Source organism: Phytobacter sp. SCO41 (genome assembly GCF_003073275.1).
In the GTDB taxonomy this organism is placed as follows: domain Bacteria; phylum Pseudomonadota; class Gammaproteobacteria; order Enterobacterales; family Enterobacteriaceae; genus Phytobacter; species Phytobacter diazotrophicus.
In genome coordinates this window covers 1107525-1123029 of sequence record NZ_CP027225.1, presented here as the reverse complement: position 1 = coordinate 1123029, position 15505 = coordinate 1107525, and the positions used below count along the sequence as shown (strand labels likewise).

Here is a 15505-nt window from a genome sequence, read left to right as displayed (position 1 = left end):
ATATCAATGCGTTAATTCAAAAACCACAAGAAGATAATAAAAATACTTGAAAGGTATCTTTTGTTTGCATTTAATATCTGTGTACTGATTCCATGGAGTTAATACAGTGCCTAACTCAACAGCATCGCAGAAAAACCGGGGCAACGGAAGTTCCGGGAACTGGCATCGTGCCGATATTGTGGCGGCGCTGCATAAACGCGGGCTTACTCTTGCAGCCCTTTCACGCAGCCATGGACTCGCTCCCCGCACACTGAACAATGCTCTGGAGCGCCATTACCCTCGTGCGGAACGTATTATCGCAGATGCTCTGGAAACTACGCCGGAGAGCTTATGGCCGGAAAGATATGCCCTTAAATCAGTGCGACAAAGCAAGTAAGGAAGACAACAATGGCGACGACCATTACAGAAATAACGGAATGCTTTGAGTATTTTTTCAGTTCTCTTTACCGACGTGAATTTGTGAAAACACTGCGTCTGAATGAATGTAGCGAGCGGGAATTACTGCCATTAGTACGTTGCTATTTACTGGGTTGGTTTGCGGATAACGTCTCGCCTGAAGTCAAAAGCAGACTACCAGGAACGGTATCCGGGCATGGTTTCATTGACTTTGTGATTGACGATGTGGCTGTTGAGTTTGCAGTCCGTAAGCCAACAGCAGCTCGTTCCAGTGTCTCCGCAACCGTAAACAGCACGGAAGTGAAGAAGCTAATGAAGCACGACGGCAAAGCCCTGCTTGTACTGTTTGACTTCTCTGACACGCCCTATTCAGAAGAACAGATTGAATCTTTCCGTAACTGGCCCTCCCTGGGTCGGGGGAATCACCGTAAATCAGCTTTCAACGTTGTGTATTTCTTTGTGGAAAAACGCAGGCCGCTGGCACTGGGGAAAATCACCAAAAACATTCGTATCAGCTAACAGGATATTTAATGATGAAGAGAATTGTTACTTGAATCGCCACGGGTTTAACAGACACCTCAGAGTCATTTAAGATGGCTTAAAGAGAGGTGCCCATGAGCGGTAAGCGTTATCCCGAAGAGTTTAAAATTGAAGCAGTCAAACAGGTTTTTGATCGTAGTTATTCTGTTTCCAGCGTTACATGATAAAAGTTTGGATAAAACTATTCTCCCTCGCCCAAAATACCTACGCAATTTTTGACAATAGATTAAATGCCTTCATTTACTCTTAGAAATTCATTCACTCTGGATCCTACTGCAATACACTTAGCTTCTACCATGCTGATATAATAGTACGAAGGATTTGGCATATGCTCCATCATCCAAGGAAGTTCTTCTGAATATTCATTATCAGATGTTGAGATCATCCATACAGGTTCACCATTTAGGATTATAGGGGTGGCTTCATAGTAACGCTCATCCCAACCTCGCCCATTTTGGTCGGCATAATCCTTTGCTATTTGTATTGCTTTGTCCTGCGTAATCATTGCTGTGCTCCATACCAGACACTATACATAATCCCCCCGACCGTCACTGGTCCCAAGAGAATCCCTGCGGCTTCCTGTCGTAGGAGGGAAAAAGTAATCTCATAGGTATTCCCCAAAGGAAATTTAAATCCCTGAATGATGTATTCAGCGCTCATTCCCCTTGCTCTTAGCAAACCGATAGTTTCGGCAAGAGCTTCTTCAAGATAGCGTAGTATATATGACTTTGAATAAGCAGATTGCCTCATAAAGACCCGTAACTCGCGCAGCAGGTAAAATTTAGGGGCAATTGCCATATGGACTTGCTCGTGGTAAAGCGTGGTGAGCATTTTAAGGTAGGCTTCCTCTTTTGACATAGCTTCCGGATAGAAGTTACGGCCAACCACAGCATCTCCCCAGGGTTTTGTCGCCCCCTGTATAACATCCTTGTATTTGGTAATTTTTATTATTGGTTTATAACGCCAGCCACCGTTGCGGGGTAGATTCATACGCGAAGCAATCTCACCACTGTAACGAGGCATAACGACCCCCCTTAGAGGCTTTTTAAAAGTATCCCCAGGTTTCTTTCTGAACAGCAGTATCAGAACGGTATTAACGCCGATTAGGGTGATGGCTTCAGCCAGATCTTTAGCAGCAGCATCTAGGTCTGCTTCTGTTCTGGCATTGTTAGTTTTGACAGCAAAGTCATACAGCTTTTTTCCGGCTTCAAAAGCAACACCACCTATCGCCACCCACCCTACTACCAGCAGTATGATATCAGCAATCTCGCCAATCCCAAAGAAATGGGCACCAGCCCATATCACGACTACTCCAGCCATCGTAGCAAGCGCTTGTGGAGTAATCATAGCCAGAAGCTGTTCCCCGATATCAGACGGTAGCAGGGATGCAGCTTTAGTTAGGACTACCTGCAGTTTTGACTGCAAATCCATCCGGATAACGTCCATTGATATTCCTCATGGTAAGCAATGCTTTCGATTATAAGACTGCCAGAAAGTAAGGTATTGGGATATTTCTGATTAAGGCTAAAACTTATTCGGGGTAAGGGGCACTTCTTTGATCACAGGAAAAAAATTGCTTTACCAAACTGTAAGGTTGGTACGGTCTTGTCCTGTTCACTTTGTGCATATCCTCTCCCCTGAACCTTAATATTTCTATATATCGCCACTTTACACTTTTGCCATGATGCCTGTCTTTATGAGGCTCTCAGCCGTGGTTTACACTTTCCATTTTTGCCCCAAAAATCCTGGCATTTCTAATGCATGAAAGACATGGTGTTTTTTCGCATAAAAATGATTGTGACGTTCTACTAAATTCAATGAAAAGACAGGATTGATGCAAGCTGTTTCCCACCAGCAGCCTGCAACAAAACCAAGCGGCTAGAACCTGTTGCGAGGCATAGCCAGCAGGTATGACATCGAGAAGAATAATGCGCCCCAATACACCGAGTCATAGCTGTACGGGTCAAAATCAATATGCAGAAACCCTTTTACAAAATCGTAGCCGTTAGCAAAGATGTTAATCTGGATGGCTGCAATTACCCCTTGGCTACCCAGTCATATATTGTCTGGCGGCTCACCCCACAATGACGAGCATAAGCAGTTTTCGATATTAACATTCTGATACCTTTTCAGAAGTTCATTTTGGCGGATAAAGTTTAATAAAATGCTCGCTAATTTCTACAATTGAATTAAGTATGGGTTTAAACAATGAAAAATCAATGACTTTTCTATTCTCTCTAACTATATAGTTAGCGAATCTATCTTTACCAAATGTAGTTGCACTGTCATGCTCATTGCTTTTATCGAAGCTCTTCCCGTTATACTTCATGCCCAATACTGCTGGTTTGAAAAAATCCTCCAGAGAAGAATACTTACCTCCAGGTAATAATGGGGTGAATAGGACATAAAGGTTTTTCTCCAAGTGATAAAATGTCCCTTTCCTGACATCCTCCTGTGATTTTGGCAGATGCGGATACTCTTTTATTATCTGATTAATGAAATCAGACGGTCCGGTGTCATTATCAAATAGAATTATTACTGGGTTCTTTGGTAGCTGTCTTTCATACATTTTACAAAACAACCCATGCCGCTTTAAAAATCTGGTATAATCAGCCGCCCCACCAGATAAATCTAGAAAATATTTTTTCTTTTCATTAGCTTTAAATAAATTTATTTTTAATATCCTATTTTTTGTGTTTTTCTCCTCTCTAACCAGTTGTGGAAATTCTAAATACAAGGAATCAATCGCACACTTAAGATAAACAGGATCAGTTTTACCCTCCGTTAAGACTGTCAATTGTTCATTCCCATAGAAATTTTTATAGTAGAGAAATTTACTATATGCTTTCTCCCGGGAGTTTAATCTCTTCTTAAAATCCAATCCAAACCCTTTAATCACATATTTTTCAGGAAGTGCATTTTTCTTATCTTCTACATTATTATATTTATCAAGCATGTCGATAAAAGAAAATCGACCTTCTAATTCACTGAGCGTGCCTTTTCTTGGTTTACCATCTTTCCCAATTATAGTGTATGATCCCTCAAGATATAAAGAATGTGCCATGGCTCTTGTATTCTTTATATACTCTCTGCTTACATTTATTTTTTTGTTTACAATTAAACCTGTAACTTGCTGCCTTGATGTACACCTAGACACTCTGCTCTTTTGATGGTTTAGCGTGAAGCCCGCACGATGAATTTCGTTAACTAAAATCTCACCGACCTCATTTTTCTCTTCATTAGAAACTAATGCTTCAGGAATGTTTTTTTTGTTTGTTGAAAATGTAATGTCGTCTGCATAGCGACTATAGCTACAACCATACGCGACTGCCAGCCTTGATAATCTAAAGTCTAAAACCCTACAAATAAGGTTAGTTATTACTGGAGAACAAGGGCTTCCTTGTGGAAGCTTTCCATCAAAGCAAGCTATCTGTGCAATAATTGTTGCTACATTAGGATGTAATTTGAAATGTTGATTGGCTATGAAAAAACCTCTCACGCGACCAAAATTAAAGGATGGGAAGAAATTCTCAATATCAATATTAAGCACAGCATTTTTATTTCTATGCCTTTCAGCATTTGTTATTATCGTTTTATTTCTCTCAAAACCATGAGATAAATTCCGATTTGTATTATTTTTTGTCAAAATTTCTTCTTGGCATATATAGAGAAGTTCTGAAAGGCGTTTTTGAATATCTTTTAGTTTATCATCCGGGGCAAAAATCTCCCGTTCCCCGCCAGATTTTTTCTTTATAGTAAATCTTTTATATTGATTTTCTGGCCTTATTCTATATAAAACATTCGTCAAAAATGTAATTTTGATTTGAAGTAAATCAGCTAGCTCGAATTTGTTACGACATGCTTGCAACCTTGCAAGATAGGTAGGTTTAAACATAACAGTAAGTTCCATTATTGATTATGTTAATGCACATGCAGGCACTCTTACGCATTTAACGGTGACGCCAAGATGACTTGATGTCAGTCAGAGGGCGAATACTCCCGACCTTGTTTACACTGATTGCGATACCACAACCAACAAATCTACCTGCATGTGCTGTATCAAATTAGCATAATCATCATATAACTCAAGCTCTCTCAGTCGAATTTCCCGGAATCCTCAATAAGTTATCAAGACAATGAGTTTTGTGCTGACTCTGGATCCGCTTCCGGAGAGAAGAAAAACGCCTATAGATATACAAAAAGTGGTTGCCTCATTGCCTCATTGCCTCATTGCCTCATTGCCTCATTGCCTCATTGCCTCAAAAAAAACACAACACATTGAATTTAATGAATTTAATATTCAATACTGAGGCAAATCAGGGACAATTTGAGGCAACTCGCGTTGAAATCAGGTAGCCTCAGCATTTCAGTTGCCTCAAAACACCTCTTATTTGCCTCAATTAGGTTAATAATTGCCTCAACGTTGCCTCAAAAAAATTAATAAAAACCCATATATATTACACAGAAAGAAAATCAAACAAGCTCTGAGGCAACTGAGGCAATTAAAAATCACGTTGTTATTGAGTTTTTTCTTCACACCACTAGGGGTAAACAACAGAACGTAAGTCCACGGTTGTGCATTGTTCAGATGTTTTAAACGCGGCGTTTTAACCTGCCACCCTTTCCCGTGGGCGGGCTTTTTCAGCATCCCCGATTCACTGAGAATTCTCGCGACCGTGTCCTTATTGAAACCCTTAGCCACTTCATTCTTGAATGGAGCAGGCAGGACATAAAATAGAACCGGTTCGTCTTGCAAGAATTCTTTGGTTTGTCAGCTCTTACGATATATGTTATTGCTCAAGATATGCTTTCAAGATAATCTGCCCAGACCTGCAACCATTTCCTACACTCTGCATCATACTTGTAGAGGTTATAAATTCCTTCCACACCGCCTTTTGTATGCCCCAGAATAGCCTCAGCCACTTCGTTAGGACATTGAAGCCGCGATAGCCCGGTACGTACAGTCCGCCGTAAATCATGCGGTGTCCAGCTCGGTATATCTAACATTTGACCGGATTCACGTAAGCGCCAGGCATTCTCTGTCAGATACTTTTGCTGGATTGGTCGTCTTGTTCGTGTAGACGGAAAAAGGTAGGTGTCCGAGTTGAGGCGGAGCACTTTTAGAAAATCTATAGCCTGTGTCGATAGCTGAACGTAACGTTCTACGCCTGTTTTAGTCTCTCTCAGGTGTATCGTACCCTTCTCCAGATCAACATCCTTCCACGCCATGTTACAGACCTCACCGGTGCGGCAACCTGTCCACAAGGTCAGACGAAGCACGTTTTTGATTGTCGGTGAAAAGGCAGAACCCGGAAGCCACTGGAGAAACTTTTTAAGCTCAGCTTCACTCAGCACACGCGTACCACGATTATTGGTAAGCTTGATTCGAGTCTGACGGAGGCTGGACTTTGCCAACAGCGCGGGATTAGCAAAGCTGGCATCAAAACGCCCCAGACCGATAGCGAACTCATAGGCCAACGAGAGCTCCCGTAGAACGTTACCGGCTTGCACTTTTGCTCCTCTGGCGATAATGCCATTGATTAGCGTAATCACGTCATTGCGTGTGATTTCAGCGGCATTACGATCGCCCAGCTTATCAACCGCATCGGCATACAGTGTTCTGCGCACTTCATCCTGGCCCTTCTTCTTCCGGGCCCCCGGAATGATTTTGCCATCCTTAGTTTTGCGGTCCTCAATGCGCTCAGTCAGGTAGAGCTCAACTAATCCCTGCACAGTTAATTCAGGTACTTTAGCCTGTTCAGCCTCGATTGCACGAAGTTGTTTTTCCTGCTTGAGTTCTGATGCAGGACACCGACCTTCCTGACGGATGAGCTTTAATTCGTTGAGTTTAAGACGTGCAGCGGCGAGAGAAGTCTGCGGGAAGTTGCCAATTTTGACCTGGGCAAGTTTTCCAGTCACAGGGCTCGTGTAACGGTAGAAAAAAGACTTAACCCCAGTGGCACCGCAGGAGACGCGTAAACCACGATTTTCGCCAATATCAGCTTTATCTTTGTCGCCTGGCTTCATCATTTCTATCGCTTTAAACGACAGTGGCTTTGCCTCTTGTTTTCCTGCCATAAAGACTCCGTTATCATGCTCCCTACGCATTTATGAAACGAAATGTAGGTTGTGCTGTATGTAGCCATATTTTACCAGGCTATAGGTTGGCAAGCTACACTTTAACCTACATTTAAATGTAGGATTTCATGAGATCCAATGAGACAAAGTGAAACTCAATGAGAACAACAAATATCACTAACTCATTAAAATTTAAGAAAATGGACATCATAAACTGATGAGTACACTAGAGAATTTCGACGCCCACACGCCAATGATGCAGCAGTATCTGAAACTGAAAGCGCAGCATCCGGATATCCTGCTCTTCTATCGCATGGGCGACTTTTACGAGCTGTTTTATGACGATGCGAAACGCGCATCTCAGTTGATGGACATCTCGTTGACGAAACGCGGCGCTTCCGCAGGTGAACCCATCCCGATGGCCGGGGTGCCGCATCACGCGGTAGAGAACTATCTGGCAAAACTGGTCAGCCTGGGTGAATCGGTCGCCATTTGCGAGCAAATCGGTGATCCGGCCACCAGCAAAGGGCCGGTTGAGCGCAAAGTGGTGCGTATCGTCACCCCCGGCACCATCAGCGACGAAGCGTTATTGCAGGAGCGTCAGGACAACTTGCTGGCGGCCATCTGGCAGGACAGCAAAGGGTTTGGCTATGCCACGCTGGATATTAGCTCCGGGCGTTTTCGCGTCAGTGAACCCGCTGACCGTGAAACCATGGCGGCAGAACTGCAGCGCACTAACCCCGCTGAGTTGCTCTATGCCGAAGACTTCGCCGAAACATCGCTGATTGAAGGCCGCCGTGGCCTGCGTCGTCGCCCGCTATGGGAATTTGAAATCGACACCGCACGTCAGCAGCTCAACCTGCAATTTGGTACCCGCGATCTGGTTGGCTTTGGTGTGGAAAATGCCCCGCGCGGCCTCTGCGCTGCGGGTTGTCTGTTGCAGTATGTCAAAGATACCCAGCGCACCGCCCTGCCCCACATTCGTTCCATCACCATGGAGCGCCAGCAGGACAGCATCATTATGGATGCCGCCACGCGCCGCAACCTGGAAATAACCCAGAACCTGGCGGGCGGTATCGAAAACACCCTGGCATCCGTGCTCGACTGCACGGTCACGCCGATGGGCAGCCGTATGCTCAAACGCTGGCTGCATATGCCGGTACGCGATACCAAAACCCTTCTGGAACGTCAGCAGACCATTGGTGCATTGCAGGAAAACACCGGCGAATTGCAGCCAGTACTGCGTCAGGTTGGCGATCTGGAACGTATTCTTGCCCGTCTGGCACTGCGAACCGCCAGACCCCGCGACCTCGCGCGCATGCGCCATGCGTTCCAGCAACTGCCGGAGCTGCGCGCCCAACTGGCGCAGGTAAAGAGCGAACCGGTGCAAAACCTGCGGGAAAAAATGGGTGAGTTTACGGAGCTATGTGAACTGCTGGAACGCGCCATCATTGATGCCCCGCCGGTGCTGGTGCGCGATGGCGGCGTTATCGCGCCGGGGTACAACGCCGAGCTCGATGAGTGGCGAGCGCTGGCAGACGGCGCAACGGACTACCTCGACAGGCTGGAAATTCGCGAGCGCGAAAAGCTCGGTCTCGATACCCTTAAAGTCGGCTATAACGCCGTACACGGCTATTACATTCAGATTAGCCGCGGGCAGAGCCATCTTGCCCCCATTCACTATGTTCGCCGTCAGACGCTTAAAAATGCTGAGCGCTACATTATTCCTGAACTGAAAGAGTATGAAGACAAGGTTCTGACCTCAAAAGGCAAAGCGCTGGCGCTGGAAAAACAGCTTTATGATGAACTGTTCGACAAATTGCTTCCACACCTTGGCGATTTGCAGCAGAGCGCCACGGCGCTGGCAGAGCTGGACGTGCTGGTCAACCTGGCAGAACGTGCGGACACGCTGAACTACTGCTGTCCGACATTCAGCGATAAACCGGGTATCCGTATTGTTGAAGGCCGTCACCCGGTCGTGGAGCGTGTGCTCAATGAGCCGTTTATCGCCAACCCCTTGAACCTTTCGCCCCAGCGCAGGATGCTAATCATTACCGGGCCGAATATGGGTGGTAAAAGTACCTACATGCGCCAGACGGCGCTGATCGCGTTGCTGGCCTATATTGGCAGCTACGTTCCGGCGCAGAAGGTGGAAATTGGCCCTATTGATCGCATCTTTACGCGTGTGGGCGCGGCAGATGATCTGGCAAGCGGGCGGTCGACCTTTATGGTGGAGATGACCGAAACGGCCAATATCCTGCATAACGCCACGGAAAACAGCCTGGTGCTGATGGATGAAATTGGTCGCGGCACTTCTACCTACGACGGTCTGTCGCTGGCCTGGGCCTGTGCAGAGAATCTGGCCAATAAAATCAAAGCGTTGACGTTGTTCGCCACCCACTATTTCGAACTGACCCAGTTGCCAGAAAAAATGGAAGGCGTGGCTAACGTCCATCTTGACGCGCTGGAACATGGCGACACCATCGCCTTTATGCACAGCGTGCAGGATGGCGCGGCGAGCAAAAGCTATGGTCTGGCGGTTGCCGCACTGGCAGGCGTTCCTAAAGAGGTGATCAAGCGCGCACGTGGAAAATTACGCGAGCTGGAAAGCCTGTCGCCGAGTGCCGGCGCCACGCAGATTGATGGTACGCAGATGTCGCTGTTAGCCGTACCGGAAGAGACCAGCCCGGCAATGGAAGCGCTGGAAAATCTGGACCCCGATTCCCTCACGCCGCGTCAGGCGCTTGAGTGGATTTACCGCCTGAAAAGCCTCGTCTAACTCCCCCGGCCCGCAATGACCTTGCGGGCCATGCTTTATCGAATAATTTCCCCGAATGCCAGGCAAGCCCGATATCGGCTTCTATACTTTTTATTTGTCTCGACTGATTTCTCTCAATAATGAAAAGGAACCATGCTATGGCAATTCACAAGAAAGGGCAGGCTCACTGGGAAGGTGATCTGAAACGTGGGAAAGGGACTGTTTCAACAGAAAGCGGTGCCCTTAAAGAACTTCCTTATGGCTTCAACACCCGTTTCGAAGGCGTTCAGGGGACTAACCCGGAAGAGCTGATCGGCGCGGCACATGCGGCCTGTTTCTCAATGGCGCTTTCGCTCATTCTGGGCGAAGTAGGCTACACGGCAGATAGTATCGACACAACGGCAACCGTCACGCTGGACCAGGTTGACGGCGGGTTCGCGATTACCAAAGTCGCCCTGAAAAGTGCGGTAAAAGTACCGGGTGCCGACCCTGCTAAATTTGATGAAGCCATTCAGAAAGCCAAAGCCGGTTGTCCGGTATCGAAAGTATTAAATGCGGAAATCTCGCTGGAATACACGCTGAACTAATACGTCGTATTTTGCAGGAAACACTCCGTCCGGATTGTTTCCTGCCCTTCCCTACTGACTCAGCGCATCATCCGACGAACAAGCTTCGTGAATTGCTCACGTTCTTCCTCGCTTAACTTGCCAAGAAACTCTGCGTCCACGCCATTACCCACCGGGATGCTTGCATTCAGCACCGCTTCACCTTCCTCGGTCAAAAATAAAAAACGGCGTCGTTTATCGTCCGGATCGTGCTCACGGCGGACCAGACCACGCGTCTCCATACGGCTGAGCATTTCCGCGAGGGTCGCTTTCGTGCTGACCGCCACCTCCGTCAGGGCGACCTGTTCAATACCGGGATTTTCGGCAATAGAACGCATCACCGCATATTGTGGTTTGGTCAGTTCCGGCAGTACCTGTTGCCAGCGCGCCGTGTGCTGCTGGAATAGCTGACGTAGCAGGTGAAAGGCCTCTTTTCTTAACTCCATGAATGCTCCGTTATGGGTTTCTCCTCCCTATGATAGCCATTAACTTGCCGAATTTTAACGCGACTTTTTTTAGCAAAAAATGCGCATGTATACGAACAATCTTGTCTGTGACGATCCTCAGGAGTAGGTTATTTCAAAACGTTCGCATACGAACAATGATTGAGGTGGTGAATGAAACTGATAATCGGGATGACGGGGGCAACCGGCGCACCATTAGGCGTGGCGTTATTGCAAGCGCTACGGGAGATGCCAGAGGTTGAAACTCATCTGGTGATGTCGAAGTGGGCGAAAACCACTATTGAACTGGAAACGCCCTGGACTGCCCGCGAAGTGGCGGCACTGGCTGATGTCACTCATAACCCGGCCGATCAGGCAGCCACCATCTCCTCAGGCTCGTTTCGCACCGACGGCATGATAATTATTCCCTGCAGCATGAAAACGCTGGCAGGTATCCGTGCGGGCTACGCCGAAGGGCTGGTTGGTCGCGCCGCCGATGTGGTGCTCAAAGAGGGCCGCAAACTGGTGCTCGTCCCGCGTGAAATGCCGCTTAGCACCATTCATTTAGAAAATATGTTAGCGCTTTCCCGCATGGGGGTGGCGATGGTCCCTCCCATGCCCGCGTATTACAACCATCCGCAGACTGTTGATGACATTACCCAGCATATCGTGACCCGCGTGCTCGATCAGTTTGATCTGGAGCACAGCAGAGCACGCCGTTGGGAAGGCCTGCAGGCGGCACAGCATTTTTCACAGGAGAAAGAATATGGCTTTTGATGATTTACGAAGCTTCTTGCAAGCCCTTGATGATCAGGGACAACTGCTGAAAATCAGTGAAGAGGTTAACGCCGAGCCAGATATTGCGGCGGCGGCCAATGCCACCGGGCGTATCGGCGACGGCGCGCCTGCACTGTGGTTCGATAATATTCGCGGCTTTACCGATGCGCGCGTGGCAATGAACACCATTGGTTCCTGGCAGAATCATGCGATCTCTATGGGGTTGCCATCGAACACGCCAGTTAAAAAGCAGATTGACGAGTTTATCCGCCGCTGGGATACCTTCCCTGTCGCACCGGAGCGCCGTGCAAATCCGCTTTGGGCGGAAAATACTGTCGATGGTGAAGAGATTAACCTGTTTGACATCCTTCCGCTGTTTCGTCTGAACGATGGCGATGGCGGTTTCTATCTTGATAAAGCGTGCGTTGTCTCCCGCGATCCGGTCGATCCTGACCATTTTGGTAAGCAAAACGTCGGCATCTACCGTATGGAAGTGAAAGGCAAACGCAAACTGGGCCTGCAGCCGGTGCCGATGCACGACATTGCGCTACATCTGCATAAAGCGGAGGAGCGTGGCGAAGACTTGCCGGTTGCGATCACGCTCGGGAACGATCCGATCATCACCCTGATGGGTGCCACGCCGCTGAAATACGATCAGTCTGAATACGAAATGGCCGGGGCGCTGCGCGAAAGTCCTTACCCCATCGCCACCGCGCCGCTCACCGGTTTTGATGTACCGTGGGGCTCGGAAGTGATCCTCGAAGGGGTTATCGAGGGGCGTAAACGCGAAATCGAAGGCCCCTTCGGCGAATTTACCGGTCACTATTCCGGTGGACGCAATATGACGGTCGTGCGTATCGATAAAGTCTCTTATCGCACAAAACCGATTTTTGAATCGCTTTACCTGGGTATGCCGTGGACTGAAATCGACTACCTGATTGGCCCGGCGACCTGCGTCCCCCTGTATCAACAGTTAAAAGCGGAGTTCCCGGAAGTGCAGGCTGTGAATGCCATGTACACCCACGGCCTGCTGGCCATCATCTCCACCAAAAAACGCTACGGCGGTTTTGCCCGCGCGGTGGGCCTGCGCGCCATGACCACGCCGCATGGCCTGGGCTATGTAAAAATGGTCATTATGGTCGATGAAGACGTTGACCCGTTCAACCTGCCGCAGGTGATGTGGGCGCTGTCGTCAAAAGTGAACCCGGCAGGCGATCTTGTGCAGTTACCGAATATGTCGGTACTGGAGCTGGACCCAGGCTCAAGCCCGGCAGGCATTACCGACAAACTGATTATCGACGCGACGACGCCGGTCGCACCGGATACGCGCGGTCACTACAGCCAACCGGTACAGGATCTCCCTGAAACCAAAGAGTGGGTTGAAAAACTGACCGCCATGCTGGCCGCACGTAAATAAGGAGAAGAGAATGATTTGTCCACGTTGTGCCGATGAACACATTGAGGTGATGGCAACCTCACCGGTGAAAGGTATCTGGACCGTTTATCAGTGCCAGCATTGTCTGTATACCTGGCGCGATACCGAGCCACTACGCCGCACCAGCCGCGAACACTATCCGGAGGCGTTTCGTATGACGCAAAAAGATATTGATGACGCTCCGCAGGTGCCAACGATCCCACCGCTGCTGGCGGCAGATAAGCGTTAAGCCGGAAAGCGCGCAAGAAAAAGGCCGGTCATTTGACCGGCCTTTTGATGTTCAATGCTTATTCGCGGAAAAGCGCTTCGATATTCAGCCCTTGCGCCTGCAGGATTTCACGCAGACGGCGCAGACCTTCAACCTGAATCTGACGTACGCGCTCGCGTGTCAGACCGATTTCACGACCCACATCTTCCAGCGTTGCTGCTTCATATCCCAGCAGACCGAAACGACGTGCCAGCACTTCACGCTGTTTGGCGTTCAGTTCGAACAGCCATTTGACGATGCTCTGTTTCATATCGTCATCTTGCGTTGTGTCTTCCGGGCCGTTTTCTTTTTCATCGGCCAGGATATCCAGCAACGCTTTCTCGGAATCACCGCCCAGCGGTGTATCCACCGAGGTGATACGCTCGTTGAGGCGCAGCATGCGACTCACATCATCGACCGGCTTGTCGAGTTGTTCGGCAATCTCTTCCGCACTCGGTTCGTGGTCCAGTTTATGGGACAACTCACGCGCGGTACGCAGGTAGACGTTCAGCTCTTTAACAATATGGATTGGCAGACGGATAGTACGGGTTTGATTCATAATCGCCCGTTCAATAGTCTGACGAATCCACCAGGTCGCATAGGTGGAGAAACGGAAACCACGTTCCGGGTCGAATTTTTCAACCGCACGGATCAGGCCCAGGTTCCCTTCTTCAATCAGGTCCAGCAACGCCAGGCCACGATTGCTATAACGACGGGCAATTTTCACTACCAGACGCAGGTTACTTTCGATCATGCGGCGGCGAGAAGCAACGTCACCACGCAAAGCGCGACGTGCAAAATAAACTTCTTCTTCGGCCGTTAGCAGTGGGGAATAACCAATTTCCCCAAGATAAAGCTGAGTCGCATCCAGCACACGCTGGGTAGCGCCCTGCGATAACAATTCCTCTTCGGCCAGGTCGTTATCACTGGGTTCCTCTTCAACTAAGGCTTTCTCATCAAAAGCCTCTACTCCGTTCTCATCAAATTCCGCATCTTCATTTAAATCATGAACTTTCAGCGTATTCTGACTCATAAGGTGGCTCCTACCCGTGATCCCTGGACAAAGCACCTGAAAAGCACTTCATTACTGACCATTGCAGCGGCATCTGCGCGCGCTGCAACGACAACAATGAGGAACGGTTCAACCACTTTGCCGATTTATCGCTGCGGCAAATAGCGCAGCGGGTTTACGGATTTCCCCTTGTAACGAATTTCAAAATGCAAGCGTGTAGAACTGGTTCCGGAGCTACCCATGGTAGCGATTTTTTGCCCCGCCTTAACTTCTTGTTGTTCCCGGACCAGCATCGTATCGTTATGGGCGTAGGCACTCAGGTAATCATCGTTATGTTTGATGATAATAAGATTACCGTAACCGCGAAGCGCGTTACCGGCATAGACGACGCGCCCATCTGCGGTCGCGACGATTGCCTGTCCTTTGCTACCTGCGATATCAACACCTTTGTTGCCACCTTCGGTAGCAGAGAAGTTGTCGATAACTTTGCCATCTGTCGGCCAGCGCCAGGAAGCAATCGGCGTACTGGTTGACGTGCTGCTGATGGTCGGTTCGGTCGTGCTGACAGTTGGAGCCGTAACAGGCGCTGTGACAGGGGTCGCAGGCTTGTTGTTCGGCAACATTTTGTTAGCACTTTGTTCACCTGAATCCTCAGAATACGTAATTGTTGGTTTTGAAGCAACAGCTACGGTGGAATTTTGTGCAGGTTTTGAGACAATTCCTTGTGCGCTCGCATCTGCCTGAGTTATCGCGTTTCCGCCCGTTATTGGCGTACCTGATGCATTACCCACTTGCAAGGTTTGACCCACTGTCAAGCCGTAGGGTGCAGCAACATGGTTGCGCTGGGCAAGATCGCGGAAATCGTTCCCGGTTATCCACGCAATATAAAATAAAGTATCACCGCGTTTTACGGTATAGGTACTGCCGCCGGTATAGCTCCCTTTCGGAATGTTCCCATACTGACGGTTATAGATGATTTTGCCATTAACAGTCTGAACAGGCTGTTCCGGAACAGACTGAACAGGCGCGGTCTGTACCGGGCGCTGAACGGGCTGTACGGGCTGAATTTGCGGCTGTGACGCGGTACCGATTTTTGGTGGCGGAGTGATTAACATTCCGGAATTGCTGCTGGAGCTGGTGTTGCCACCCACCGAACTGACCGGAGCGGGTGCGTTGCTGGAGCTAGTACAGCCTGCCAGCCAGATAGAAACCAG

The 15505-nt window shown here is 48.6% G+C and carries 14 protein-coding genes and 2 pseudogenes; 8 read left to right on the top strand and 8 right to left on the bottom strand.

Going from position 1 to position 15505, the window contains the following annotated elements:
• The first annotated feature begins 106 nt into the window (after positions 1 to 106).
• The 3 genes and pseudogenes from C5523_RS05500 to C5523_RS27965 all read left to right on the top strand — a co-directional run.
• Positions 107 to 376 (top strand): helix-turn-helix domain-containing protein, encoded by a 270-nt coding sequence (locus C5523_RS05500; protein ID WP_075184078.1) that lies wholly within the window; start codon positions 107 to 109, stop codon positions 374 to 376.
• Positions 377 to 387: 11 nt separating this feature from the next.
• Positions 388 to 915 carry a hypothetical protein gene (locus C5523_RS05495; protein WP_085007650.1) on the top strand — a complete coding sequence of 176 codons (528 nt, stop codon included), beginning with the start codon at positions 388 to 390 and terminating at the stop codon, positions 913 to 915.
• Between the two features lie 95 nt (positions 916 to 1010).
• Positions 1011 to 1094: pseudogene (locus C5523_RS27965) on the top strand (transposase); the annotation flags it as partial.
• 68 nt (positions 1095 to 1162) lie between these two features.
• On the opposite strand, the gene C5523_RS05485 reads toward C5523_RS27965, so the two are convergent.
• From C5523_RS05485 to C5523_RS05460, 5 genes and pseudogenes are all read right to left on the bottom strand, one after another.
• A complete protein-coding gene (locus C5523_RS05485) occupies positions 1163 to 1441 on the bottom strand; it encodes a hypothetical protein (protein WP_108700716.1) in 279 nt (92 codons plus the stop codon).
• The gene (locus C5523_RS05480; protein WP_108700715.1) at positions 1438 to 2382 is read right to left on the bottom strand and encodes a hypothetical protein; all 945 of its coding nucleotides are present in this window, start codon (positions 2380 to 2382) and stop codon (positions 1438 to 1440) included. The genes C5523_RS05485 and C5523_RS05480 overlap by 4 nt, the downstream gene beginning before the upstream one ends.
• Positions 2383 to 3073: 691 nt before the next feature.
• Positions 3074 to 4831, bottom strand: coding sequence for a retron Ec67 family RNA-directed DNA polymerase/endonuclease (locus tag C5523_RS05470; RefSeq protein ID WP_108700714.1), 1758 nt, complete (start codon positions 4829 to 4831; stop codon positions 3074 to 3076).
• A gap of 657 nt (positions 4832 to 5488) precedes the next feature.
• Positions 5489 to 5683 (bottom strand): annotated as a pseudogene (locus C5523_RS27960) (hypothetical protein); the annotation flags it as partial.
• Between the two features lie 50 nt (positions 5684 to 5733).
• Positions 5734 to 7014 carry a site-specific integrase gene (locus C5523_RS05460; protein ID WP_108700712.1) on the bottom strand — a complete coding sequence of 427 codons (1281 nt, stop codon included), beginning with the start codon at positions 7012 to 7014 and terminating at the stop codon, positions 5734 to 5736.
• Positions 7015 to 7231: 217 nt separating this feature from the next.
• Here C5523_RS05460 and mutS point away from each other — a divergent pair, with 217 nt between their 5' ends.
• On the top strand, positions 7232 to 9793 hold the full coding sequence (gene mutS / locus C5523_RS05455) for a DNA mismatch repair protein MutS (RefSeq protein WP_108700711.1): 2562 nt from the start codon (positions 7232 to 7234) through the stop codon (positions 9791 to 9793).
• 137 nt (positions 9794 to 9930) lie between these two features.
• The gene (locus C5523_RS05450; protein WP_039077674.1) at positions 9931 to 10359 is read left to right on the top strand and encodes an OsmC family protein; all 429 of its coding nucleotides are present in this window, start codon (positions 9931 to 9933) and stop codon (positions 10357 to 10359) included.
• 59 nt (positions 10360 to 10418) lie between these two features.
• On the opposite strand, the gene C5523_RS05445 is transcribed toward C5523_RS05450, so the two are convergent.
• The gene (locus C5523_RS05445) at positions 10419 to 10823 is read right to left on the bottom strand and encodes a MarR family winged helix-turn-helix transcriptional regulator (protein ID WP_108700710.1); all 405 of its coding nucleotides are present in this window, start codon (positions 10821 to 10823) and stop codon (positions 10419 to 10421) included.
• A gap of 171 nt (positions 10824 to 10994) precedes the next feature.
• On the opposite strand from C5523_RS05445, the gene C5523_RS05440 reads away from it, so the two are divergent.
• The 3 genes from C5523_RS05440 to C5523_RS05430 are packed head-to-tail and all read left to right on the top strand — an operon-like array spanning position 10995 to position 13261.
• Positions 10995 to 11597 (top strand): non-oxidative hydroxyarylic acid decarboxylases subunit B, encoded by a 603-nt coding sequence (locus C5523_RS05440; RefSeq protein WP_108700709.1) that lies wholly within the window; start codon positions 10995 to 10997, stop codon positions 11595 to 11597.
• Positions 11587 to 13014 carry a non-oxidative hydroxyarylic acid decarboxylases subunit C gene (locus tag C5523_RS05435; protein WP_039077677.1) on the top strand — a complete coding sequence of 476 codons (1428 nt, stop codon included), beginning with the start codon at positions 11587 to 11589 and terminating at the stop codon, positions 13012 to 13014. The genes C5523_RS05440 and C5523_RS05435 overlap by 11 nt, the downstream gene beginning before the upstream one ends.
• A 10-nt stretch (positions 13015 to 13024) precedes the next feature.
• Positions 13025 to 13261, top strand: coding sequence for a non-oxidative hydroxyarylic acid decarboxylases subunit D (locus C5523_RS05430; protein WP_039077678.1), 237 nt, complete (start codon positions 13025 to 13027; stop codon positions 13259 to 13261).
• Between the two features lie 58 nt (positions 13262 to 13319).
• Here the strand turns inward: C5523_RS05430 and rpoS are convergent, their stop codons facing one another.
• Both rpoS and nlpD read right to left on the bottom strand, forming a co-directional pair.
• The gene (rpoS, locus tag C5523_RS05425; RefSeq protein WP_039077679.1) at positions 13320 to 14312 is read right to left on the bottom strand and encodes an RNA polymerase sigma factor RpoS; all 993 of its coding nucleotides are present in this window, start codon (positions 14310 to 14312) and stop codon (positions 13320 to 13322) included.
• A gap of 125 nt (positions 14313 to 14437) precedes the next feature.
• On the bottom strand, positions 14438 to 15496 hold the full coding sequence (gene nlpD, locus C5523_RS05420; RefSeq protein ID WP_223878793.1) for a murein hydrolase activator NlpD: 1059 nt from the start codon (positions 15494 to 15496) through the stop codon (positions 14438 to 14440).
• Positions 15497 to 15505 lie beyond the last annotated feature (9 nt).